This window comes from Ruegeria sp. (genome assembly GCF_965243365.1).
Taxonomy (GTDB): domain Bacteria; phylum Pseudomonadota; class Alphaproteobacteria; order Rhodobacterales; family Rhodobacteraceae; genus Ruegeria.
The window spans coordinates 1,661,855-1,683,754 of the sequence record NZ_CBDEUW010000002.1; the positions used below are offsets into that span (position 1 = coordinate 1,661,855).

Consider the following 21,900-nt stretch of genomic DNA (forward strand, 5'->3'; position numbering starts at 1 on the left):
CCGCCGGACATGGGGATCACCCAGCGTTTGCATACCATCATTGAAACCCCCGCTTTTGGGCGCTTCATCACCGGCGTGATCATATTCAACGCGATATTACTGGGGATGGAGACGTCGCCAACACTGATGGATGCGGCTGGACCTGTGATCGTGGCTTTGGACAAGATGTGCCTGGCGATCTTCGTGGCCGAGATTGCGATGAAGCTGATTGCAACCGGGCGCAGGTTTTTTACCAGTGGCTGGAATGTCTTCGACTTTCTGATCGTCGGGATCGCTCTTGTTCCAAGCGCTGGCAGCCTGTCTGTGTTGCGGGCGCTGCGGATTTTGCGGGTGTTGCGGGTGATCTCGGTCGCACCACGTCTTCGACGGGTGGTCGAAGGTTTCATCTCGGCCCTGCCGGGCATGGCCAGTGTATTCCTGTTGATGGCGATCCTGTTCTACATCGGCGCTGTGATCTCGACGAAACTGTTTTCGCAAAGCTTCCCGGACTGGTTCGGCGATCTGGGCCTGTCCGCCTATACGCTGTTCCAGATCATGACGTTGGAAAGCTGGTCGATGGGCATCGTGCGCCCCGTGATGCAGGTCTATCCTTACGCCTGGTTGTTCTTTGTGCCCTTCATCATGGTCACGACCTTTGCGGTGGTGAACCTGCTGGTGGGTCTGATCGTGAACTCGATGCAGGACGCGCATCATGCCGAGGATGAGGTGAAGACCGACGCCTACCGGGACGAGGTGCTGGAGCGGCTTGAAAGCATCGAACGCCGTCTAATTGAGCAGTCACACAGCAAAAAGTGATTTCAGTTTTTGCGCAATTTGGCATAATGATCGCAAAAAACAGCAGGCAGTGAAAAAATGGATCGTCGAGCATTTGGATTGGGGGCGATGGCAACGCTGAGCCTTTCGGCTTGTGCTTCAGCCAATCCCAGAATTCTCTCCTATAGCGGACCCGAGGTGACCTCATTGGTGATCAACAAGGGCGCGCGCAAAATGTATCTTTTGCACAACGAGAAAATTCTCAAGGAATATAAGGTAGATCTTGGATTTGCTCCGCAAGGAACCAAGACCAAAAAGGGCGATGGACGCACGCCCGAAGGTACATATCTGATTGATCGCCGCAACCCTAACAGCCGATATCACCTATCGCTGGGCATTTCCTATCCGAACTCGAAGGATATTGCGCAGGCGAAGGCCGCCGGAGTTGATCCCGGTGGTGACATTTTCATTCATGGCCAGCCCAACAAACGATCCGAGCGCAAACGCGCGAAGAAGACAACGGATTGGACAGCCGGCTGCATTGCCGTGAAGAACGAAGAGATCGAAGAGATTTACGCCATGGTGAATGAGGGCACGGTTATTACCCTTCGCCCTTGACGATTTTCTGCGCCTTCCAGTCTTCGAACCCGAACAACAGATAATCGCGCTGATAAGCCTCGGCGGCCTTGTCCTCGAGCGCGGTGTCGTAAATCTGCGCCAGGGTGAAGGGCATGTCCGGCGCAGAAGAGGGCGGAGCCGGTGGGTTTGCATGACCAACCTGACGGGCCAGAGCGGGAAGGGCGCCCGCCATCTCGTCTTCCCGTAAAATCTGGTCCGGCATGGCGAAGCCCGCCATCCCCTCCAGTGTCTGTGCCTGGCTGCACCATGTTCCATCCACGCGGATCGGGGTTTGACCTGCAAGGATATGGCCCAACATGGTCAGAAATCCTGAAAATGCGGCGTAATGTTGATCCGGCGTATAGGAGGTATCGGGGTCATCGGCGGGCAGGGGCAATTCATATCTTTTGCGCAGCATATTGCGGATCGCGACATAGGCGCCCGGCCCGGTGCGGAGGATGTGTTTACAGAATACCGAATGCGCGCGTGCCAGCGGATGACGCACGACCGTAAATTTGCGATGCTTTGGATGATCCTGCATCCAGCGGCGCATCTGTTTCTGGTTGCGCCCTATCACCAGATCATCCTGCGTGACACTATCCAGATCAGCCATCCATCGCGTGACATCAAACTCCGGGCCGCCTCGTACCGGCAAATACAACAGGGGCGTCTTTGACGCGCCGACATAGCGCGACACAGCCGGGCCCCGGCGCGGTTCGAAGTTCGGAGTGCGGTGCAGGTTGAAAACATCCAGCCCGGACACGGCATTTGCCATCTCATCCGGGTTGGTGACCTTGGACAAGGCTGGCGCCGGGTTTTGGCGTTTCAAATGGTCATTTGCCGCCTCCAGACGGCCAGTGACCCCCAACCAGCGCGCCAGACCGTTCAGAACCTCGACATCGTTCAGGTCGTCATATGTGATATAAAAAGCGGTTTGACCGGTTTTTTGCAGGTGGTTCAGCACCATCTGCTGAAACGCCTGCCGGCTTTCGAACTGGCGGGTGAATTCATCGCTGTCGAAGGCAACCTGCGCCTCGCGCCGTTGTTTGATGTTCACCAGCTTCCACTGTTTTGTCTCAACAGCGATCTTCCAGGAGATATAGCTGTCCAGCGCATTTCGCGTCAGAATGATTTTAGCGCAACGCGGGTCGTTTAGGGCTGGGGTCAGCGCCCGAAGATCATGATCGCTGAAAAAGCGAAACCCGCTCATTTCACCCGGCGCTGCGCGGATCGCGTCCAACAGTGCCAGCGGATCGCGGTCGCGCTTTTCGACCGTAAACCCCAGTAAATCGTCCAACTTGGGTAGCCCCGCGAAATACGGGTTGAATGCCTCGCCATGGCACGTCACGCCGTCCAGAGCGTTCAGTTGCGATTCAAGCAGGTTGGACCCCGTGCGCATGTCCGCCAGTAGGATGAAATAGTCGAACCGATCACTCATACCGGGTTATTGCACAAGATAAGGTTTGCGGAAGGTCTTGGCCTGCGTGCCAAAGACATCGTCGGCTGGAAAATCCCCCATCAGATAGGGATGCATGCCCTGATTCTTTAGGTTTTGCAGGAACTTCCCAAAACCTGTCAGATCCACCATCGTAGGGGCTTCGGTCAGATGGTTGGGCTGTTCGGCACCGATTTCGTCAATCACGGTCTGCAGGGGTTCCATCGGGGCTTCTACAAAATCCGCCATTGACCAAACCCTGACCTTGGCTTTGATTCCGGCCGTCTCAAGCGTTCTCAGCTGCTTTGTTTCGATCTGCTGAAGGCGCGCAGCTTCGGCCCGGATGTCGGCGAAGTTCAGGTTTGAACGGAACAGCGGCACGGCCCAGGCACCGGTGATGATCGAAATCTGAGCATTCTTGTCCCGGGCCAGAACCGGGTTGATTTTCTGATTGTCCCCCGGGCCGAACTGAAAACACTGTCTTTCGCCCCGCGTGTTCCAGATCAGATTGGTCAGGAACGAAGTTGGATTATAGTCTCGCAAAGCGGCACAATCCGAAAGCGCGCCATTCGTAAGCGCCTCACCATCCGCGAACTGAGCCCCTTCAGGATGGAACAGGTGACCATGGACGCGTGTGTCGGTGGCGTTGGTCAGCCATGTCTCAAAATCCTCAAACACCTCCGCGAACCCCTGAAAGACTGAGTAGGGGTAGGCGGTCAGCCTATTCTCGTCGTCGTGGCTGGGAAAGCGACCCTGCATGTAAAGCCCATCACGCCCGCGCAATCGACGCTCGACCGCCTTGGCAAAGACACGATCGATCTTGCCGGGGTTGGGTTCTGCTGGCGTGAGCGCACAGCCCTGACCGGTCAGAAAGGTCTGATAGAGGCGATCTGCATGCGGCCAGATTTTGCGCGCAACGAAACAGTCGGACCGCCGCAGCAATTGCAGGTGATCATCATAAAAGACATGCGGTCTGCCCTGATAGTCGAATTTCGACAATGTCAGCGACCGGCTTTCAATATGAGTGGAATAGAGCCGGGTCAGGGTCTGAAAATAGCTTTCATCCGGTATCCAGACATGGCGGAAATAACTGTCATAAACGGCGCGGCGCGGATCCTGCAGAATCGCCGACAGGGTTTGGCGCGTCAGGCACCACCATTGGCTTCCCATATGGGGGACCAGACCATCCGGAATCTCGCGCCGGATACCCAGACGCCGTTGAAGCCGGACGTGGAGGTCAAACAGGCGCCGCTGCTTGCGCCACGAAAACGGAAAGCGCAGCGTAAATCGTTCCAGATCCAGCCCGCCGACGGTCCATGTCACGTCTGCTGTCGTGGCGCTTTCAATGAAGTCGACCCGAGGGCGATCAGCCAGATACGCGATCAGCTCTTCCACCGGGCGCAGTGGTAAACAGGCTCCGGAGGATAGGAAAACGTGCCGTACATTGGGAAATCGGTCAAGCATCAGGGTTGCCGCCGATTGCGATGCCGCGACGATTCCCCAACCGCCCCATTCACAGACATGGCGATCTGAGAACAGGATCAGCGGATCATCGGCACAGGCGGCGACAAAGTCCGAATACTCGGGCTCGCCGACTTTGCGATCGACATGGATGACAACCGGGCAGCCCGCAGCAGTCCAGTGCCGCGCAACCTGTTCGGCGCGATCCAGAGCGGTGTGCACCAACATGACAATGCCAAGGCTATTCATGCCCAATTCCCCTTGGACATCAGGCCCAAAATCTCAAGTTGGCGCCAGTTCAGGTATTTCTCGGACCATTTGTTCCAGAACACCGGCCGATCTTCCAGCTGTTCGGCATAAGCGCGGTACTCACCGGATGTGCGGTAGTGTTCGCCCCGCTGCACCTCCTCGCGTGCTTTGTCGCCCAAGGTATCGATCAGCTTGGCATGCAGCAGCGCGCCACTGGCCTTTTCACCGCCCTGTTCGTCGTAAACCTGATTCAACCCCCGCGGCAGCAGAGAATGAGTCGAGCTGACGTAGACATAACGTTTGTTCCACTTGACCAGCGGTATCTTGTTCAGCGCCGGCGCTTTGGACGGGTTATCGCGAAAGAACACACGCGCACGAGGGCCGCCTTGAATCCACAGATTGCGATAGGTCGGATTCTGCGTGATCATGTAATTTCCGGGGTCAAACCAGGGTGCTATTTCAAACGGATTTTGCCCGGGTTGATACTTGGCCTCTTCAATAGGGCCCTCGGGATACATGTCGATCAGCATGGTGCCGAAGCTGCGGATAAAGGACCCGTCCAGCCAATCGGTCAGAGCCTGAATAGGGCGGGTATCGCAGAACGGATAGACAAAGAACTCATCCGGATCGACCGTCAAAGCCCAATGCCCATGCGCATAGGTGCGCAGCAGATAGTTCACCCAATCTACACCATATGTGGCCTTTTTATAGCTGGCCGAGGTGGTCCATACGGATACATCGGACTGGCTGGCCAGGTATTCGCGGGTGCCGTCATCGCCATTATTTTCCACAAACAGGAAGTGATTGACGCCCCGCGTGCGATAGTAACTAAGGAGATACGGCAGCCTGATCTTTTCATTTCGGACAACGCAGGCCAGCAGTACATCGTTGGGTTGGATCGCGGCTGTGTTGTCACGCACGGGTTTCAATTCACGCTGCTTTCGCAGGCAGCGCAGAATACGACGCTTGCGCCGCAATCTCATGCGATAGGAATCCAACAGGCTCACGTGACTGCCCAACCTTTTATTATACGCGAGCATGCCCGGGGCGGCCTAAGCCAGAGTGGTGCCGGACAATTACCGCATTATGGCATTTTAGAACTTTGGCAGGCAACGTATTTATATTGCGTTATTTGCAAACGGGTTTTCTTTGCCGCCTTTTCCCCATCCGCCAGAGCTCATCAGACCCAGATGCTCTAGTTGAGCCCAGTTTTCGTAACGAACGGATTTCGGTGTCCAAAGGTCCGGGTTGCTTGTAACCTGGTCGTAATATGTACCGAATTCGGATGGGGCGTGAAAATGCTGGCCTCGCTGCTTTTCGATGCGTGACTTCTCCACGATCTCGGGCAGAAATTTGGTATGCAACAAGACGCCCGAAGGCGCATTTGTGCCGGGGCCGTCATAGCCAGAGTTCAGGTGTCGTGGCAGGGCGGAGTGGCTTGAGTTCACATAAGCATAGCGCCGGGACCACCGGACCAGAGGAATCTTGTTCAGGGTCGGCGATCGTTGTGGCTGATCCGCAAAGAATACCCGCTCGCGCAGACCGCCCTGCACCCACAGGTTTCCCATCGGGGATTGGCGTTGGGCGCGATAGGGTGCGGCGTCGAACCAGCGCAGCAGGTCTGTGGGGTCGGTGTCGGGGTCATAACTCTGCTCGCCAACCGGGCCATTGGGGTACATATCCAGCATCAGCGCGCCAAAGACCTGTTGGTTTCGATCTTCAAGCCATTTGGTCAGATCGTGCAATGATCTCGTGTCGTGGTGGGCGTACACAAGCAGCTCATCGGCATCCACGGTCAAAGTCCATTGGCCGTGCCCATACCGCATTTGCAGCCATGTCAGCCAATCCACACCAAATCGCGCGGCCCGATAGCTGGCCCCGGTTTGCCACAGCGACACGTCCGGTTGATCCAGAAGAAATTCAACCGTCCCATCGTTGCTATTGTTGTCCACCATCAGAAAATGATCGATCCCCAACCGGCGATAATGGCGAAAAAACCACGGCAGGCGCGTCATTTCATTGCGCAAGGTGGTAAAGGCCAAAACACCGCCCGGCGCGATCAGCCGTGTCTTGTCAGACAGACAAGTCAGATCATGGCGGCTGCAGAAGGATCGCCATAAAAGGCGTCTGCGCTTGAGGCGCAGCCGGTATTTTTGCAGCCAGCTAAGGGGCGGAAGCGTCTGGTTTGAACCCGACGTCATGCGCGCCTCACTTCTCGTAATGACCGTTCTGATGCCACCGCCAGGCGTCTGCAATCATCGTCTCTAACGTTGATCTTTTGGCTTTCCAGCCCAGCTCTGTCTCGGCTCGAACCGACCCCGAGACCAACTTGGTGCAATCCCCGGCACGGCGCGGCCCGACGGTGTACGGGACGGGGCGGTTGGTGACGGATTTGGAATGTTCAATCACTTCCATAACCGAAAACCCTGACCCGGTGCCCAAATTGAACACTCGGCTTTCATTGCCCCGTTCCAGCCACTCAAGCCCCAGGATATGGGCGTCCACCAGATCACAGACATGGACATAATCGCGGATACATGTGCCGTCCGGCGTGTCGTAATTTGTACCAAATACGGTCAGCCCATCCCGCTTTCCGTCGATTGCGTCCAGCATCAGGGGCACCAGATGGGTTTCCGGGCGATGAAACTCACCAATCTCGCCTTCGGGGTCGGCCCCGGCGACGTTGAAATAGCGGAAGATCACGTGGTTCAGGCCGTGCGCTGCCTGAAAATCGTTCAGAATATCCTCAATGGCCCGCTTGGATGCGCCATAGGCGTTGAGGGGGTGCTGCGCCGAGTCCTCGTCCAGCACCACATTATCCTGATCCCCATAGGTGGCGCAGGTCGACGAGAACACGAAGTTCCGGCATTCTGCTGCCACGGTTGCTTCGATCAGGTTCAGCGAACCCAGAACATTGTTTTTCCAGTATAGCCCGGGCTCGGACATCGCTTCGCCGACTTGGCTGAGAGCGGCAAAATGCATCACGGCGGCAGGTTGGTACTTGGCAAAGACTTCATCCAGCCGCGCGCGGTCCAACAGGTCGCCTCTCTCGAACGGGCCAAATTTGACGGCGTCCTGCCAACCTGTGTTTAGGTTGTCAAAGGTGACCGGGACATAACCCGCTTGGGCCAGTGCCTTGCAGGCATGTGATCCGATATATCCGGCACCACCTGTTACCAATATGTTTGTCATTCCAGCCCCATTGCGGTCATCATCTCTTCGATTTTGGCGACGTCCTGCGGGTTGTTCAGCTCCCAGAACTGGCGGCCTTTGGCTTCGACCTCAACACACAGAACTTTGCGGCCGTTTTCCATGAACCGCAGTTGCTCGAGCCCTTCCAGAGTTTCCAGCGGTCCGGTTGGCCATCCGGGATAAGCGGACAGGGCTTCGGGGCGGTACGCATAGACCCCAACGTGGTGGAAAACGGGGGTTTCGTCGCTGCTGCTGTAGGTCTCTGAGGTGAACGGGATTACCTCTTTCGAGAAGTAGAGCGCACTGTGATCGGCCCCGAAGACGGCAGTTGTACCACCGACGCGGCCATGTTTCCGGTCGTTCAGCAGACCGTTCAGCGCGTCACCGTCGCAGCGCAGGACCGGGGTGGCGATTTCCGCGTCGGGGGCGTTGCGCAATCCGTTGATCAGATCTTCGACAAACCAATGCGGTGTCAGGGGGGCGTCGCCTTGCAGGTTGACCACGATATCATACCCGCCACCCAGCGCAGCATGTGCCTCGGCGCAGCGTTCGGTGCCGTTGGCACAGGTTTCCGAGGTCATCACCACTTCGGCCCCGAACGCTTCGGATACCTCGCGGATGCGATCATCATCGGTGGCCACAACCACCCGATCCACGCCGTTGACCGACATGGCCGCCCGCCAGCTGCGTTCGATCAGCGTCATTGCGGTGCCACGGGCACCCGTGAGCGGCACAAGCGGCTTACCGGGGTAACGGGTCGAGGCATAGCGGGCGGGGATGGCAATCAGAACGGACATCAGGCCTCCTTCAGGTCAACGCCCGGAGCGTAGGCGATGAAGAACGGGTTGGCGTAACTGTCTTTGCCATAGGTCAACGGGCTGTGATCGTGGAACCGAACCACATGACCCCCGGCACCCGATAACACGGCGTGACCGGCGGCGGTGTCCCATTCCATCGTGCGGCCGACGCGGGGATACAGGTCTGCCTCGCCCGTCGCGACCAGACAGAACTTGAGCGATGAGCCCGCGCTTTTGCTATCCTGCACGCTGTACTTGTTGATGTAATCTTCGGTCGCCTGATCGCGGTGGGATTTGGAGGCAACGATCATCAGTGCGGAATTGTCAGGTTTAGAGACTGAAATCGGCGTCACCTGACCGGCATTGTCCTTGTCCAGCGCGCCGGTTTCTTCGACTGCTTGCCCATCGGCTCGCGTGTAGAACATCCGGCCACGCGCCGGGGCATATACGACACCACGGGTCGGAACACCATTCTCGACCAGTGCGATGTTCACCGTAAAATCGCCGCGCCGGTTTATGAACTCCTTGGTCCCGTCCAGCGGATCAACGATCAGGAACGTATCACCTTTTTCCGAATGCGACGCAGCCTGTTCTTCGGTCACCAGCAAAATGTCCGGGAAGGCTGCACGCAGCCCGGCTGAAATCAGGGCATCCGCGGCCTCATCCGCCTCGGTCACGGGGCTGGCATCGGATTTGACTTTGACGTCGAAATCATCGGCCTCGTAGATCTCCATGATCTTGTCTCCTGCCTCGAGTGCAAGGCGTCGAATGACAGGGATAAGGGCGTCGTAGGTCACGAAGGGCTCCGTATTTTATGGTTTGTTGATCCAAATTCCTGACGGACTTATGCTGTGCTGGATACGGAACAGCAAGAATTTCGTGCCAGTTTGCGGGCGAGATAGCAGGAAAGTAGGTTCGGGTGTTTCATTACAAGCGCAGCCAGACGCTTTTGGGCGGTGCATTCACCACAACAGAGCTGGTGTTTCACGCCATCGTGCGAAGCATCCGTGCGCGCCATTCCAATGCGGTGATTGCGATTCTGATGAACATCGTCCAGATGATTGTAGTTGCCACGTTCTTCTATTTTCTCATGTCGTTGATGGGCCGGTTTGGGGCGGCTAAAATCCGGGGCGATTTCATCCTTTATATTCTCTCGGGCATCTTTCTGTATCTTACCCATGTAAAATCCGTGTCCGCTGTTTTGAGCGTGGGAAGCGGGAACAATCCGATGACATTGCATTCGCCGATGAACATGATGGTGATGCTTTTGGCCACAGCCCTGGGCGCGTTCTACACGCAGCTGGTGTCCATTCTGGTGATCCTGTTTGTTTACAGCGTCGCGGTTGCCCCTTTAGAGATTCAGGAACCAGGCGGGGCATTCGGGATGCTCGTTCTGGCATGGTTTACTGGATGTTCCGTCGGAATGATTTTCCTGGCGCTGAAACCCTGGTTTCCCAACACGGTCACCACCCTTTCGAACTTGTATCGTCGAATGAACATGGTGTTCTCGGGCAAGATGTTCGTCGCCAACGCTTTAGGCGGGCTCATGCTTGGCATGTTTGCATGGAACCCCTTGTTTCACGTGATTGATCAATGCCGCGGGTTTGTATTTCGGAACTATTTTCCGCGAAACACCAACTGGGAATATGCGTTATGGGTCGGGATCATTCTGCTGATGATTGGGTTAATGGCGGAATTTTACACCCGCAAACGCGTTTCGAACAGTTGGGAAGCCCGCCGCTAGGACGCAACGCGCAGGGTCAGGTTGATCCGCCCACCCTTGGGCAGCAACCGGGATGAGTTAAAACGGATTCGGTCAATCCCATGATAGGTAAGGCGTGCCGGGCCGCCCATGACGACGACATCGCCCGAGTTCAACCATACAGATTCGGTCTTTCCCCCGCGTGTTGTATTGCCGATGCGAAACAGCGCGTCATCACCCAACGAGATCGACACAACCGGCCAGGAAAAATCCGCCTCGTCCTTGTCCTGATGCATCCCCATTCGGGTGCCCTCGCCATAATAGTTGATCAGGCAACAATCAGGCAGCTTTTCAACCCCGGTAACATCCTGCCATACGGTCAATATGTCCTGTGGGATATCAGGCCATTCCATGCCTTTGGGATGTTGGGCCTGATACCGATAGCCTGATTTGTCCGACACCCACCCAAGAGCTCCAGCCGATGTCATGCGCACCGACATTTGCTTGCCCGTCGACGTTGTGGGGCGGAACAGGGGGGCAGATTTCAGAATCGGCCTAAGGACGTCAACCAGTGCTGTCTGCCGGGCAAGATTCAGATGGCCTTTTCTGATATCAAACCCACGCAAAAGCAGCCGCGTCATTTCGGAATCCCCATTCCTTTCCAAATCCTTGCCCAAAAAGGTCAAAGATTCCCCAAAACCTGCTTTTCTGAACGCTTGCAGGCCTTTCCTGTCGCCCTTATATACGCCGGGACGCGCGATGGTGTAGTGCTGTCGCGCACATCAGATCGGGGCATGGATGCCATAACGGGTCCCGGCCTCGGGACATCGCCTTGAAGAGAAAGGGATTGCAAAAATGGGAAAAGTAATCGGGATTGACCTCGGGACCACGAACTCGTGTGTGGCCATCATGGACGGCTCGCAGCCGAAGGTCATCGAAAACGCCGAAGGGGCGCGGACCACGCCCTCGATTGTCGCCTTCACCGAAGATGAGCGACTGGTCGGTCAGCCTGCAAAACGTCAGGCGGTCACCAACCCCGACAACACGATCTTTGGCGTCAAGCGTCTGATCGGTCGTCGCGTGGATGATGCCGAAGTCGAAAAAGATAAGAAAATGGTGCCCTACGCTATCGTCGATGGCGGCAATGGCGACGCGTGGGTTGAAGCCCGCGGTGAAAAGTACTCCCCAAGCCAGATCTCGGCCTTCACTCTGGGCAAGATGAAGGAAACCGCCGAGAGCTATCTGGGTGAGGAAGTCACGCAAGCGGTTATCACCGTTCCGGCCTATTTCAACGACGCACAGCGTCAGGCCACCAAAGACGCCGGTAAAATCGCCGGTCTGGAAGTGCTGCGGATCATCAACGAACCGACAGCCGCCGCTCTGGCATATGGTCTGGACAAAGAAGAAACCCAAACCATCGCAGTCTATGACCTTGGTGGTGGTACCTTCGACGTGACCATTCTGGAAATCGACGACGGCCTGTTCGAGGTCAAATCGACCAACGGCGACACCTTCCTGGGTGGTGAAGACTTTGACATGCGCATCGTCAACTACCTGGCAGATGAGTTCAAAAAGGAACACGGTGTCGATCTGTCTGCGGACAAGATGGCCCTGCAGCGTCTGAAAGAAGCCGCAGAGAAAGCCAAGATCGAACTCAGCTCGACCTCGCAGACCGAAATCAACCAGCCGTTCATCTCGATGGGCTCGAACGGTCAGCCGCTGCACATGGTCATGAAGCTGACCCGTGCCAAGCTGGAATCGCTGGTTGCGGACCTGATCAAGAAGTCGATGAAGCCCTGTCAGGCAGCCCTGAAAGACGCCGGTCTGTCGGCTGCTGACGTGGATGAGGTTGTTCTGGTCGGTGGTATGACCCGGATGCCGAAAGTGATCGAAGAGGTCACAAAATTCTTCGGCAAAGAGCCGCACAAGGGTGTGAACCCGGACGAAGTTGTTGCCATGGGCGCCGCCATTCAGGCCGGTGTTCTGCAGGGCGACGTCAAAGATGTGGTTCTTCTGGATGTGACTCCGCTGTCGCTGGGCATCGAAACTCTGGGTGGCGTATTCACCCGTCTGATCGACCGCAACACGACCATTCCGACCAAAAAGTCTCAGGTCTTCTCGACCGCCGAGGACAACCAGAACGCCGTGACCATCCGCGTGTTCCAGGGTGAGCGTGAAATGGCCGCAGACAACAAGATCCTGGGTCAGTTCAACCTCGAAGACATCCCGCCCGCACCGCGCGGCATGCCTCAGATCGAGGTGACCTTCGATATCGATGCCAACGGCATTGTCTCGGTTTCGGCCAAAGACAAAGGCACCGGCAAAGAGCAGAAGATCACGATCCAGGCCTCTGGCGGTCTGTCGGATGACGATATCGAAAAGATGGTCAAGGATGCCGAAGAGAACGCGGAAGCTGACAAGGAACGCCGCGAGCTGGTCGACGCCAAGAACCAGGCGGAAAGCCTCATCCACTCGACCGAGAAGTCGATGGAAGAGCATGCCGACAAGGTAGACCCGACCACCATCGAAGCCATCGAGCTGGCAATTGCCGCGCTGAAAGACGAGCTGGAAACCGAGAATGCCGACAAGATCAAGTCCGGCATCCAGAACGTCACCGAAGCCGCCATGAAGCTGGGCGAAGCCATCTACAAGGCGCAAGCCGAAGGGGGCGAAGATGAGCCTGCCGCTGCAGACGCCGCACCCGGCGACGATGACATTGTCGACGCCGAGTTCGAAGATCTGGACGACGACAAACGTAACTAACGGGTAACCGGGCCAATTCGGGCCGGTCCGGTTGCCGGGCCGGCCCGATTACGTTGAGGCAGAAGGAAATACTGATGTCCAAACGCGACTATTACGATGTGCTCGGCGTGTCCAAGGGCGCTTCGGCGGATGAGATCAAGAAGGGCTTTCGCCGGAAAGCCAAAGAGCTTCATCCGGATCGCAACAAGGACAACCCCGACGCCGAGTCGCAGTTCAAAGAGGCCAACGAGGCCTACGACGTTTTGCGCGATGCCGACAAAAAAGCCGCCTATGACCGCTTTGGTCACGCTGCATTTGAAAACGGCATGGGTGGCGGTGGCCGCCCGGGCGGCGGCTTTGGACAAGGCGATTTCTCCAGCGCGTTCTCTGACGTGTTCGACGACTTGTTCGGTGATTTCATGGGCGGTCAGCGAGGCGGTGGTGGTCGTCGCGCTGCGCGCGGATCAGACCTGCGCTATAACCTGCGTGTGACGCTGGAAGAAGCTTACGCGGGCCTGCAAAAAACCATCAACGTGCCAACGGCTGTTGCCTGTTCTGCCTGCGATGGCACGGGTGCGGAAGGTGGTGTTGAACCCACGACCTGCCCGACCTGTTCGGGCATGGGTAAAGTGCGTGCACAGCAAGGTTTCTTTACGGTTGAACGAACTTGCCCGACCTGCTCGGGGCTAGGGCAAATCATTAAAAACCCTTGTAAATCCTGCCAGGGCGCAGGCCGTGTCGAAAAAGATCGTGCCTTGTCAGTCAACATCCCTGCCGGCGTTGAAACCGGAACCCGTATCCGTTTGGCCGGTGAGGGCGAAGCCGGGATGCGCGGTGGTCCTCCGGGTGATCTTTATATTTTTGTCGAAGTATTGGATCACAAACTGTTCGAGCGTGACAGCGTGAACCTCTACTGCCGTGTGCCGGTCAGTATGGCAAAGGCCGCGCTTGGAGGTTCGATCGAAGTGCCGACCATCGATGGGGGCCGCGGCCGCGTTCAGATTCCGGCTGGCAGCCAGTCCGGTCGTCAGATGCGCCTGCGCGGCAAAGGCATGCCCGCACTGCGCGGTAATGGCATCGGTGACATGTTTATCGAACTGGCCGTTGAAACCCCGGTCAACCTGACCAGCCGCCAGAAGGAACTGCTGCGCGAGTTTGACGATTTGGGTGAGGACAATCACCCGGAATCCAAAAGCTTCTTTTCATCAGTGAAGTCCTTTTGGGATGGTATGAAGAGCTGACTCGTCACTGTCAGTAAAGGGGGCTCTGCCCCCGTCGCAGCAAGCTGCGACTCCCCCGGGATATTTACAGCCAGATGAAGCAGGGGATCCATTCTTCATCTGGCCCCAAATATCCCGGAGCGCGAGGCAGAGCCTCGCAGAATTCCCTTGATTCTCGCAGGTACTCCTGAGATTGTGCGCGCCAACCGTTGGGGTGCCCCGAGCAGGGGCTGAGAGGCGCATGCGCTAACCCATCGAACCTGATCCGGGCAATGCCGGCGTAGGGAACGGTCCTGACACCACAGGTGTTTTCCGCGCCCCGTTGCCCAAGATTTGATGGAGCAACGATATGGTGCCAATTGCGTTGACAATTGCAGGGTCGGACAGTGGCGGAGGCGCTGGGATTCAGGCCGATCTCAAGGCTATGTCCGCGCTGGGCGTTTTCGGTGCCAGTGTTATCACTGCGGTTACCGCTCAGAACACATGCGCCGTCACGTCTGTGCATGGGATTCCGCTGGATGTTGTCGCCGCCCAGATCGACGCGGTTCTGGGCGATCTGGATGTCCGCGCGGTCAAGATCGGAATGCTGGCCACGCCTGAGATTATCCACACAGTCGCGAAGGGGCTTGAAGGGTTTCGGGGGCCGGTCGTGCTGGATCCGGTGATGATTGCAAAGTCCGGCGATGCGTTGCTGGCGGACGCAGCGGTTGAGACGCTTCGAGATGTGTTGGTCCCAAGGGCCACCATACTGACACCAAACTTGCCCGAAGCGGTCCGTTTACTGGGCGGTTCCGCAGCGCAATCCGTGGCTGAAATGGAGGAGCAGGGTAGGGCTTTGTGCAAGCAGGGCGCTCAATCCGTTTTGATGAAGGGCGGACATGGCGAAGGCGAAACTTGCATCGACTTGCTGATAGATGCGTCGGGTCAGGTGACTAAGTACGAGGCCCGCCGCCTGAAGACTGGAAACACCCATGGTACGGGATGCAGTTTGTCATCCTCGATTGCCGCCGGGCTTGCCAAGGGGCTAGACCTGACAGATGCGGTTGCCGAGGCGCATGTTTATCTGCAAGGGGCCATTGCCCGAGCAGATGAGTTGCAGGTGGGGCAAGGCCACGGTCCCGTGCATCACTTTCATAGGATCTGGTCCGCATGACGGTTTGGTCGGTCATAGGGTCCGGCGTTGCCGGGTTGGCCGTTGCGTCCGAACTGGCGGCGCGTGGAGCGAAAGTGCAGGTGTTTGATCCGGGTGGACCTCCTGGCCCCCATGGTTGTTCGTGGTGGGCAGGCGGCATGCTGGCCCCGTGGTGTGAATTTGAGAATGCCGAAGAGCCGGTGCTGCGCTTGGGACAGGCAGCGATGGATTGGTGGTCAGCGCGCACTGAGGTTCATCGGCGTGGAACGTTGGTTGTTGCAAATGCACGAGACCTGCCAGATTTGCGCAGATTTGGGCGCAGAACCAATGGTTATGCCGAAGTAAATCAGGCCGAAATCCTTTCATTAGAGCCTGATTTACACAGCTTCTCCAAGGGCCTTCTGTTCGCTGACGAAGGGCACATTGACCCCCGGCAGGCGCTGACGGATGTATACAGGCAGCTGCAATTAGACGGGGTGAAATTCCTTCAGAATCTCGCGCCTGCCGGGCTTGAGAATGCGATCGATTGCCGTGGACTGCACGCGCGCGAATACCTGCATGACCTGCGAGGAGTGAAGGGTGAGATGCTGGTGATCCGCTGTCCAGACGTGACGTTGACACGTCCGGTACGTTTGTTGCACCCGCGGATGCCCCTTTACATCGTGCCTCGGGGAGACGGGGTTTACATGCTGGGCGCGACGACGATCGAGTCCGAGGACAGCAGCCGCATTACGGCACGGTCGATGCTTGAACTGCTCAGCGCAGCCTATGCGCTGAACCCGGCCTTTGGTGAGGCCGAGGTGCTGGAAATCGGTGTCGATCTGCGCCCCGCCTTCCCGGACAACCTGCCCCGCATCCGGCGTCTGGGTCGGACGATCTATGCCAATGGGCTCTATCGCCACGGCTACCTGCTTGCGCCCGCGCTGGCGCGCGGTGTGGCCGATCTGGCGCTCGAGAACAAACATTCGGAGATGGTCGATGAAGATCATGCTTAACGGAGAGGCGCGCGAGGTGCGGGCCGGAACCCTGTCAGAACTGTTGGAGGAATGTGGTTTCTCGGGGCGTGTCGCGACGGCGGTAAACGAAGACTTCGTGCCCTCCAGCCTGCGTATCGCTCACAAACTGGCGGATGGCGACCGGGTCGAAGTGGTCGCACCGATGCAGGGGGGCTGAGAATGAGGACATTTTACGGCACCGAACTGCCGAATCCACTGATGCTGGGCACGGCGCAATATCCCAGCCCGGCCATTCTGGAACAGGCTTTCCGCGAAAGTGGGGCGGGGGTGGCTACGGTCTCTCTGCGGCGGGAATCCGGGGCCGGGCAGACATTCTGGCAGATGATTCAAGACCTTGGTGTGCTGATCCTGCCCAACACCGCTGGCTGTCACACGGTGAAAGAGGCGGTGACGACCGCCCAGATGGCGCGTGAAGTGTTCCGCACCAACTGGATCAAGCTTGAGTTGATCGGTCACACGGACAGCCTGCAACCGGACGTGTTCCAACTGGTCGAGGCCGCGCGCATCCTGACCGAGGATGGGTTTCAGGTCTTTCCCTACACCACCGACGATCTGATCGTAGGTGAGCGCCTGCTTGAGGCCGGGTGTGAGGTTTTGATGCCCTGGGGCGCACCCATCGGCTCGGGGCGCGGGCTGAACAACGAATACGCGTTGCGTGCCATGCGGGCCGAGTTTCCCGATGTGCCACTGGTCATTGATGCCGGGATCGGCCTGCCCAGCCATGCCGCCCACGCGATGGAGCTGGGCTATGACGCTGTTCTGTTGAACACCGCCGTGGCCCGCGCCGGAGACCCGGTTCTCATGGCCAAAGCCATGATGCGTGCCATCGAGGCTGGTCAACTCGCGCATCAGGCCGACCCGATTGAGGCACGCGATATGGCAGAGCCATCGACCCCCGTCATCGGAAAGGCCTTTCTGTCATGACTCTGGATCGTTTCTACCCGATCTTTGATCATTCGGATTGGCTGCGGCGGATGCTGCCTCTGGGTGTGAAGCTGGTGCAGTTGCGGATCAAGGATCAGCCCGAAAAGGTTGTGCGCGAACAGATTGCCGTTTCGCGCGATCTGTGCCGTGCGCACGGTGCGGTTTTGGTGGTGAATGATTATTGGCAGCAGGCGATTGATCTGGGTTGCGACTGGATTCATCTGGGGCAGGAGGATCTGGACGACGCCGACCTCAAAGCGATTCGGAAAGCGGGGTTGAAACTGGGTTTTTCGACCCATGATGATGGTGAGCTTGAGCGTGTTCTGGCTATGGACCCGGATTATGTGGCGCTGGGGCCGGTCTATCCGACCATTCTGAAAAAGATGAAATGGCATCAGCAAGGTCTGCCGCGCGTCACTGAATGGAAGGCCCGCGTGGGTGACATCCCTTTGGTCGGTATCGGCGGCATGAACGTCGAACGCGCGCCGGGTGTGTTGGAGGCCGGTGCTGATATCGTCTCGGCCGTCACGGACATCACCCTGAACGCTGACCCCGAGGCGCGCGTGCGCGCGTGGATCGAGGTCACCAGATGAGTCGCTACGCTCGTCAAACCCTACTGCCCGAGGTTGGGGCCGAGGGGCAGGCCCGCCTTGGTTCGGCGCATGTACTGGTCATAGGCGCTGGTGGGTTGGCCGCACCGGTGCTGCCGCTGTTGGCGGGGGCCGGTGTGGGCCGCATCACGATTGTCGACGGTGATACGGTCGCTTTGTCAAACCTGCACCGCCAGACATTGTTTACCGAAGCAGATTGCGGGCGCTTTAAAGCAGATGTCGCCGCCGCCCGATGCCGCGCGCTGAACAGTGAGATTGAGGTTGTCGTGACAAAACAGGCTCTAACAAGCGAAAATGCGGCGTCGTTCGTGGCGCAAGCGGATGTAATCCTCGACTGTGCCGATAGCTATGCGGCCAGCTATATCCTGTCGGACACTTGTCTGGCACAGGTCAGGCCGTTGATCAGCGCCTCGGTGCTGGGTCTGTCGGGGTATGTTGGTGGCTTTTGCGGCGGGGCTCCGTCGTTGCGTGCCTTGTTCCCGGATGCGCCGGACAACGGGGCCAACTGTGCCGCAGCAGGGGTTCTGGGCCCGGTCGTGGGTGTCCTGGGCGCGATGCAGGCGCAGATGGCGTTAAACCTGATATTGGGGGTTGAGCCTTCGCCTCTGGGGCAGATGCTTCAATATGACGCCCATACATTGCGCAGCAGCGGTTTCCGGTTCGATGACGCGCCCGAGCCCAATAGCTGCTTTCGTTTTCTCTCGCCAAGCCAACTGACCAAATATGATCAGATTATCGACCTGCGGGATGCGGATGAAGCCCCGACAATGGCGCATCCAGATGCCGCGCGGGTTTCGCCGGAAAACCTGCATGACATAGACCCTAATAACGGAAAAAGGCTGGCGCTCTGCTGTGCCACCGGCCTGCGCGCCTGGCGTGCTGCCGAACAACTTCAACCGAATTGGCCGGGCGAGATTATCCTCGTTGCGGCCTCAACCTCGTGAGTGAGAAGGAAACGCGAGATATGAAGAAACTGATTACAGCCATCGCCCTGATGGCCGCTGCGCCTGCCTGGGCCGAGGATAAGATGACTGTTCTTCTGGACTGGTTTATCAACCCGGATCATGGTCCCATCATCGTTGCGCAAGAAAACGGGTATTTCGCCGAGCAAGGTCTTGAGGTCGAGATTGTTCCGCCTGCCGACCCCTCTGCCCCGCCGCGTCTGGTGGCTGCGGGTCAGGCCGATCTGGCCGTGTCCTACCAGCCGCAACTGCACCTGCAGATCCACGAGGGTCTGCCGCTGAAACGCGTGGGTACTCTGGTCGCGACCCCGCTGAACTGCCTGCTGGTGCTGGAAGACGGCCCGATCAAGTCGCCCGCCGATCTGAAGGGCAAGAAGATCGGCTTCTCGGTCGCTGGTGTAGAAGAAGCGGTGCTGAGCACCGTTTTGGGAAAATATGGCGTAACTCTGGATGAGGTTGAACTGATCAACGTCAATTTCTCGCTGTCGCCCTCGTTGATGACCGGTCAGGTGGATGCGGTGATCGGCGCCTATCGTAATTTCGAACTGAACCAGATGGATATCGAAGGCGTTCCCGGTACCTGTTTCTATATCGAGGAAGAAGGCGTGCCGCCTTATGACGAACTGATCTATGTGGCCAACCCGGAAACCATGGATGTTGATAAGGTGACCCGTTTCCTCGCCGCGACCGAGAAAGCGACTCAGTACATCGTCAACAACCCTGAAAAAAGCTGGGAGATTTTCTCGGGCACGTCACCCGAGTTGCAGGACGAGCTGAACGCCCGCGCTTGGGTCGACACCCTGCCGCGTTTTGCCCTGCGTCCGGCGGGTCTTGAGGCCGGTCGCTATGCACGGTTCGAGGCGTTCCTGAAAGACAGCGGCATGATCGACAGCATCAACCCCGTCAGCGACATCGCCATCGACGTGACTGCGCAATGAGCGATTATGGCAAAGCCTTCGCGCTGATGCGCAACGCGGCGCAGGGGCCGTGGCGGGATTATACCCGCCACGCCTTTGTCGAAGGATTGAAAGACGGGACGCTGCCGCGCGCCGCGTTCCTGCACTACCTGCGGCAGGACTATGTGTTTCTGATCCATTTCTCCCGCGCCTGGGCGCTGGCTGTGGTGAAATCGCAAACGCATTCCGAGATGCTGACCGCTGTGGGCACCGTAAACGCGCTGGTGGCCGAGGAAATGCAGCTGCATATCGGCATTTGCGAGGCCGTCGGGATTTCGCAGGAGGAGCTGTTCGCAACGCCCGAACGGGCCGAGAACCTCGCCTATACCCGCTTTGTGCTTGAGGCCGGATATAGCGGTGATCTGCTCGATCTGTTGGCGGCCCTTGCCCCTTGCGTGATGGGTTATGGCGAGATCGGTGCGCGGCTTGCTTCCGAGGCCACGTCTGAAACCTATCGCGACTGGATCGACACCTATGCAGGTGAGGATTATCAGAGCGCCTGTAAGGCGGTTGGAGAGCTGCTTGATCAGGCTCTAACACGGCGCATCGGGGCGGATTTCAAAGCTTCGCCGCGTTGGGATCGCCTGTGCCAGACCTTCCGCACCGCGACCGAACTCGAGGTTAATTTCTGGCAAATGGGTCTGACCCCATGACCCCTGCACCCGATCTGACCATCAGCGGTACAGCCACCATCGACGGCGCGACATTGTTCGCACCGCTGACCCTGACCCTTGGGGCAGGGGCGTGGACTTGTCTGCTGGGCGGATCGGGCGTTGGCAAAACCACTGTTCTGCGGCTGATTGCCGGGCTGGAGACCGGGGCCAATTTCTCGGGCCGGATCACCGCCAGCGATGGGCAAACCGTGCCGGATCGCGTGGCCTATATGGCGCAGGATGATTTGCTGCTGCCTTGGGCAACGGTGGCGCAGAACGTCTCGCTGGGCGCACGGCTAAGGGGCGAAACGGTTGATCTGGACCGCCGCGACCGTCTGATCATGCGGATGCGCCTGCAGGATCACCTGACCAAGAAACCATCCGAGCTGTCCGGCGGCCAACGCCAACGCGTGGCGCTTGCCCGCACGCTTATGGAGGACCGTCCCATCGTGCTGCTGGACGAGCCATTTTCAGCCCTCGATGCCCGCACCCGCGCCGATATGCAGGATCTGGCTGCAGAAGCACTGCACGGTCGCACCGTCTTGCTGGTCACTCATGACCCGGCAGAGGCCGCGCGTCTGGGTCAATCGATCACCGTGATGACGCAGGACGGCCTGACGCCCTGCGAGCCACCCAGGGCCCCGGCCCCGCGCCACGTGGACGATCTTGAGACACTGGAAACCCAGGGCGCGCTGCTCAAGCTGCTGAGAGAGGCGTCATGAAATACCTCTCTGCTCTTGCCGCGACCGTGTTTGCTGTGGCCATCTGGCAGGCCATCGTCTCGATCACCGGGTTGCCGAAATTCATCCTGCCCGGACCTGCCGTCGTCGCCGAGACATGGTGGCAAAACCGCTGGCTGATTGCCGAACACACCTGGATCACGGCCATCGAAGTGCTGATCGGCCTGGCCTGTGGTACGCTTCTGGGGGTGGTCACCGCGCTGCAACTGGCCAATTCCCGCGCCGCGCGTGTGTTGGTACAGCCGATGTTGGTCTTTACTCAGGCCCTGCCGGTTTTCGCATTGGCGCCTCTGCTGACATTGTGGCTGGGCTATGGCCTCTGGTCCAAGGTCGCGATGGCGGTGCTGATCATCTATTTCCCGATCACATCGTCGTTCTTTGACGGGCTGATGCGGACCCCACCGGGCTATCTGGATCTGGCCCGCACAATGCAGGCCAGCAAGCGATCCATCCTTTGGCACATTCGTATTCCGGCGGCCTTGCCCTCGCTGGCCTCGGGGATGCGGTTGGCGGCGGTCTATGCACCGATTGGGGCGGTGATTGGCGAATGGGTGGGGTCGTCACAAGGGTTGGGTTATCTGATGCTGCTGGCCAATGGCCGCGCCAAGACCGATTTGATGTTTGCAGCGATGCTGACGCTGGGTGTTTTCTCGATTGTGCTGCACATGGTCGTTCGCCGCGCCACGGCGCGTATGGCGGGCGAGATGCGTTAACATTTCGGAAACCGATTCTGCGTC

23 protein-coding genes and 1 riboswitch are annotated in these 21,900 nt (G+C 58.1%); of the genes, 15 read left to right on the plus strand and 8 right to left on the minus strand.

The annotated features are described in order from the left end of the window. Positions 1 to 9 precede the first annotated feature (9 nt). Together ACP0GE_RS11925 and ACP0GE_RS11930 are read left to right on the plus strand one after the other, a co-directional pair. Positions 10 to 795: an ion transporter gene (locus ACP0GE_RS11925; protein ID WP_424832163.1), complete on the plus strand. Its 786-nt coding sequence runs from the start codon at positions 10 to 12 to the stop codon at positions 793 to 795. A 57-nt stretch (positions 796 to 852) separates the two neighbouring features. Next, positions 853 to 1,371 (plus strand): L,D-transpeptidase family protein, encoded by a 519-nt coding sequence (locus tag ACP0GE_RS11930; protein WP_424832164.1) that lies wholly within the window; start codon positions 853 to 855, stop codon positions 1,369 to 1,371. Here ACP0GE_RS11930 and ACP0GE_RS11935 read toward each other — a convergent pair. From ACP0GE_RS11935 to cysQ, 7 genes are all read right to left on the minus strand, one after another. After that, on the minus strand, positions 1,355 to 2,809 hold the full coding sequence (locus ACP0GE_RS11935) for a nodulation protein NodH (protein ID WP_424832165.1): 1,455 nt from the start codon (positions 2,807 to 2,809) through the stop codon (positions 1,355 to 1,357). The two genes, ACP0GE_RS11930 and ACP0GE_RS11935, sit on opposite strands and share 17 nt — an antisense overlap. A 6-nt stretch (positions 2,810 to 2,815) precedes the next feature. Further along, on the minus strand, positions 2,816 to 4,516 hold the full coding sequence (locus ACP0GE_RS11940; RefSeq protein WP_424832166.1) for a beta-1,6-N-acetylglucosaminyltransferase: 1,701 nt from the start codon (positions 4,514 to 4,516) through the stop codon (positions 2,816 to 2,818). After that, positions 4,513 to 5,499 carry a glycosyltransferase family 2 protein gene (locus ACP0GE_RS11945; RefSeq protein WP_424833846.1) on the minus strand — a complete coding sequence of 329 codons (987 nt, stop codon included), beginning with the start codon at positions 5,497 to 5,499 and terminating at the stop codon, positions 4,513 to 4,515. The genes ACP0GE_RS11940 and ACP0GE_RS11945 overlap by 4 nt, the downstream gene beginning before the upstream one ends. A gap of 135 nt (positions 5,500 to 5,634) precedes the next feature. After that, positions 5,635 to 6,717, minus strand: coding sequence for a glycosyltransferase family 2 protein (locus ACP0GE_RS11950; RefSeq protein ID WP_424832167.1), 1,083 nt, complete (start codon positions 6,715 to 6,717; stop codon positions 5,635 to 5,637). Positions 6,718 to 6,724: 7 nt separating this feature from the next. Beyond that, entirely contained in the window at positions 6,725 to 7,708 is a 984-nt protein-coding gene (gene galE / locus ACP0GE_RS11955; RefSeq protein WP_424832168.1) for a UDP-glucose 4-epimerase GalE, read from the minus strand. Continuing rightward, positions 7,705 to 8,505 (minus strand): 3-deoxy-manno-octulosonate cytidylyltransferase, encoded by an 801-nt coding sequence (locus ACP0GE_RS11960; RefSeq protein ID WP_424832169.1) that lies wholly within the window; start codon positions 8,503 to 8,505, stop codon positions 7,705 to 7,707. Before ACP0GE_RS11960 ends, galE begins: the two co-directional genes overlap by 4 nt. Continuing rightward, on the minus strand, positions 8,505 to 9,302 hold the full coding sequence (gene cysQ, locus ACP0GE_RS11965) for a 3'(2'),5'-bisphosphate nucleotidase CysQ (RefSeq protein WP_424832170.1): 798 nt from the start codon (positions 9,300 to 9,302) through the stop codon (positions 8,505 to 8,507). Before cysQ ends, ACP0GE_RS11960 begins: the two co-directional genes overlap by 1 nt. A gap of 122 nt (positions 9,303 to 9,424) precedes the next feature. On the opposite strand from cysQ, the gene ACP0GE_RS11970 reads away from it, so the two are divergent. Then, positions 9,425 to 10,249, plus strand: a complete 825-nt coding sequence (locus ACP0GE_RS11970; protein WP_424832171.1) for an ABC transporter permease — start codon at positions 9,425 to 9,427, stop codon at positions 10,247 to 10,249. On the opposite strand, the gene ACP0GE_RS11975 is transcribed toward ACP0GE_RS11970, so the two are convergent. Beyond that, positions 10,246 to 10,848, minus strand: coding sequence for an alpha-ketoglutarate-dependent dioxygenase AlkB family protein (locus tag ACP0GE_RS11975; protein WP_424832172.1), 603 nt, complete (start codon positions 10,846 to 10,848; stop codon positions 10,246 to 10,248). The two genes, ACP0GE_RS11970 and ACP0GE_RS11975, sit on opposite strands and share 4 nt — an antisense overlap. A 214-nt stretch (positions 10,849 to 11,062) precedes the next feature. Between ACP0GE_RS11975 and dnaK the strand changes: the two genes are divergently transcribed. From dnaK to ACP0GE_RS12035, 12 genes are all read left to right on the plus strand, one after another. After that, positions 11,063 to 12,970: a molecular chaperone DnaK gene (gene dnaK / locus ACP0GE_RS11980; RefSeq protein ID WP_424832173.1), complete on the plus strand. Its 1,908-nt coding sequence runs from the start codon at positions 11,063 to 11,065 to the stop codon at positions 12,968 to 12,970. A gap of 74 nt (positions 12,971 to 13,044) precedes the next feature. Next, positions 13,045 to 14,190, plus strand: coding sequence for a molecular chaperone DnaJ (gene dnaJ / locus ACP0GE_RS11985; RefSeq protein ID WP_424832174.1), 1,146 nt, complete (start codon positions 13,045 to 13,047; stop codon positions 14,188 to 14,190). A gap of 179 nt (positions 14,191 to 14,369) precedes the next feature. Continuing rightward, a riboswitch (TPP riboswitch) is annotated at positions 14,370 to 14,473 on the plus strand. 45 nt (positions 14,474 to 14,518) lie between these two features. After that, positions 14,519 to 15,322 (plus strand): bifunctional hydroxymethylpyrimidine kinase/phosphomethylpyrimidine kinase, encoded by an 804-nt coding sequence (gene thiD, locus ACP0GE_RS11990; RefSeq protein ID WP_424832175.1) that lies wholly within the window; start codon positions 14,519 to 14,521, stop codon positions 15,320 to 15,322. Beyond that, positions 15,319 to 16,296 carry an FAD-dependent oxidoreductase gene (locus tag ACP0GE_RS11995; RefSeq protein ID WP_424832176.1) on the plus strand — a complete coding sequence of 326 codons (978 nt, stop codon included), beginning with the start codon at positions 15,319 to 15,321 and terminating at the stop codon, positions 16,294 to 16,296. The genes thiD and ACP0GE_RS11995 overlap by 4 nt, the downstream gene beginning before the upstream one ends. Beyond that, positions 16,280 to 16,474, plus strand: coding sequence for a sulfur carrier protein ThiS (thiS, locus tag ACP0GE_RS12000; RefSeq protein WP_424832177.1), 195 nt, complete (start codon positions 16,280 to 16,282; stop codon positions 16,472 to 16,474). The genes ACP0GE_RS11995 and thiS overlap by 17 nt, the downstream gene beginning before the upstream one ends. 2 nt (positions 16,475 to 16,476) lie before the next feature. After that, on the plus strand, positions 16,477 to 17,241 hold the full coding sequence (locus ACP0GE_RS12005; RefSeq protein ID WP_424832178.1) for a thiazole synthase: 765 nt from the start codon (positions 16,477 to 16,479) through the stop codon (positions 17,239 to 17,241). Beyond that, a complete protein-coding gene (locus ACP0GE_RS12010) occupies positions 17,238 to 17,834 on the plus strand; it encodes a thiamine phosphate synthase (RefSeq protein ID WP_424832179.1) in 597 nt (198 codons plus the stop codon). Before ACP0GE_RS12005 ends, ACP0GE_RS12010 begins: the two co-directional genes overlap by 4 nt. After that, a complete protein-coding gene (locus tag ACP0GE_RS12015) occupies positions 17,831 to 18,796 on the plus strand; it encodes a ThiF family adenylyltransferase (RefSeq protein WP_424832180.1) in 966 nt (321 codons plus the stop codon). The genes ACP0GE_RS12010 and ACP0GE_RS12015 overlap by 4 nt, the downstream gene beginning before the upstream one ends. 20 nt (positions 18,797 to 18,816) lie before the next feature. Beyond that, positions 18,817 to 19,752 (plus strand): ABC transporter substrate-binding protein, encoded by a 936-nt coding sequence (locus ACP0GE_RS12020; RefSeq protein WP_424832181.1) that lies wholly within the window; start codon positions 18,817 to 18,819, stop codon positions 19,750 to 19,752. After that, positions 19,749 to 20,423, plus strand: coding sequence for a thiaminase II (tenA, locus tag ACP0GE_RS12025; protein ID WP_424832182.1), 675 nt, complete (start codon positions 19,749 to 19,751; stop codon positions 20,421 to 20,423). Before ACP0GE_RS12020 ends, tenA begins: the two co-directional genes overlap by 4 nt. Beyond that, positions 20,420 to 21,145, plus strand: coding sequence for an ABC transporter ATP-binding protein (locus ACP0GE_RS12030; RefSeq protein ID WP_424832183.1), 726 nt, complete (start codon positions 20,420 to 20,422; stop codon positions 21,143 to 21,145). The genes tenA and ACP0GE_RS12030 overlap by 4 nt, the downstream gene beginning before the upstream one ends. Then, positions 21,142 to 21,876, plus strand: a complete 735-nt coding sequence (locus ACP0GE_RS12035; RefSeq protein WP_424832184.1) for an ABC transporter permease — start codon at positions 21,142 to 21,144, stop codon at positions 21,874 to 21,876. The genes ACP0GE_RS12030 and ACP0GE_RS12035 overlap by 4 nt, the downstream gene beginning before the upstream one ends. Positions 21,877 to 21,900 lie beyond the last annotated feature (24 nt).

What these genes read in the sequence shown, in the direction of transcription:
- ACP0GE_RS11930 (WP_424832164.1), top strand. Translation starts at nt 853, where the DNA reads ATGGATCGTCGAGCATTTGGATTGGGGGCGATGGCAACGCTGAGCCTT.
- ACP0GE_RS12030 (WP_424832183.1), top strand. Translation starts at nt 20,420, where the DNA reads ATGACCCCTGCACCCGATCTGACCATCAGCGGTACAGCCACCATCGAC.
- tenA (WP_424832182.1), top strand. Translation starts at nt 19,749, where the DNA reads ATGAGCGATTATGGCAAAGCCTTCGCGCTGATGCGCAACGCGGCGCAG.
- thiD (WP_424832175.1), top strand. Translation starts at nt 14,519, where the DNA reads ATGGTGCCAATTGCGTTGACAATTGCAGGGTCGGACAGTGGCGGAGGC.
- ACP0GE_RS12020 (WP_424832181.1), top strand. Translation starts at nt 18,817, where the DNA reads ATGAAGAAACTGATTACAGCCATCGCCCTGATGGCCGCTGCGCCTGCC.
- ACP0GE_RS11945 (WP_424833846.1), bottom strand. Translation starts at nt 5,499, where the DNA reads ATGAGATTGCGGCGCAAGCGTCGTATTCTGCGCTGCCTGCGAAAGCAG.
- galE (WP_424832168.1), bottom strand. Translation starts at nt 7,708, where the DNA reads ATGACAAACATATTGGTAACAGGTGGTGCCGGATATATCGGATCACAT.
- ACP0GE_RS11960 (WP_424832169.1), bottom strand. Translation starts at nt 8,505, where the DNA reads ATGTCCGTTCTGATTGCCATCCCCGCCCGCTATGCCTCGACCCGTTAC.
- dnaK (WP_424832173.1), top strand. Translation starts at nt 11,063, where the DNA reads ATGGGAAAAGTAATCGGGATTGACCTCGGGACCACGAACTCGTGTGTG.
- ACP0GE_RS12035 (WP_424832184.1), top strand. Translation starts at nt 21,142, where the DNA reads ATGAAATACCTCTCTGCTCTTGCCGCGACCGTGTTTGCTGTGGCCATC.
- ACP0GE_RS11935 (WP_424832165.1), bottom strand. Translation starts at nt 2,809, where the DNA reads ATGAGTGATCGGTTCGACTATTTCATCCTACTGGCGGACATGCGCACG.
- ACP0GE_RS11925 (WP_424832163.1), top strand. Translation starts at nt 10, where the DNA reads ATGGGGATCACCCAGCGTTTGCATACCATCATTGAAACCCCCGCTTTT.
- ACP0GE_RS12010 (WP_424832179.1), top strand. Translation starts at nt 17,238, where the DNA reads ATGACTCTGGATCGTTTCTACCCGATCTTTGATCATTCGGATTGGCTG.
- ACP0GE_RS11940 (WP_424832166.1), bottom strand. Translation starts at nt 4,516, where the DNA reads ATGAATAGCCTTGGCATTGTCATGTTGGTGCACACCGCTCTGGATCGC.
- ACP0GE_RS11995 (WP_424832176.1), top strand. Translation starts at nt 15,319, where the DNA reads ATGACGGTTTGGTCGGTCATAGGGTCCGGCGTTGCCGGGTTGGCCGTT.
- dnaJ (WP_424832174.1), top strand. Translation starts at nt 13,045, where the DNA reads ATGTCCAAACGCGACTATTACGATGTGCTCGGCGTGTCCAAGGGCGCT.
- ACP0GE_RS11950 (WP_424832167.1), bottom strand. Translation starts at nt 6,717, where the DNA reads ATGACGTCGGGTTCAAACCAGACGCTTCCGCCCCTTAGCTGGCTGCAA.
- ACP0GE_RS11975 (WP_424832172.1), bottom strand. Translation starts at nt 10,848, where the DNA reads ATGACGCGGCTGCTTTTGCGTGGGTTTGATATCAGAAAAGGCCATCTG.
- ACP0GE_RS12005 (WP_424832178.1), top strand. Translation starts at nt 16,477, where the DNA reads ATGAGGACATTTTACGGCACCGAACTGCCGAATCCACTGATGCTGGGC.
- ACP0GE_RS12015 (WP_424832180.1), top strand. Translation starts at nt 17,831, where the DNA reads ATGAGTCGCTACGCTCGTCAAACCCTACTGCCCGAGGTTGGGGCCGAG.
- thiS (WP_424832177.1), top strand. Translation starts at nt 16,280, where the DNA reads ATGAAGATCATGCTTAACGGAGAGGCGCGCGAGGTGCGGGCCGGAACC.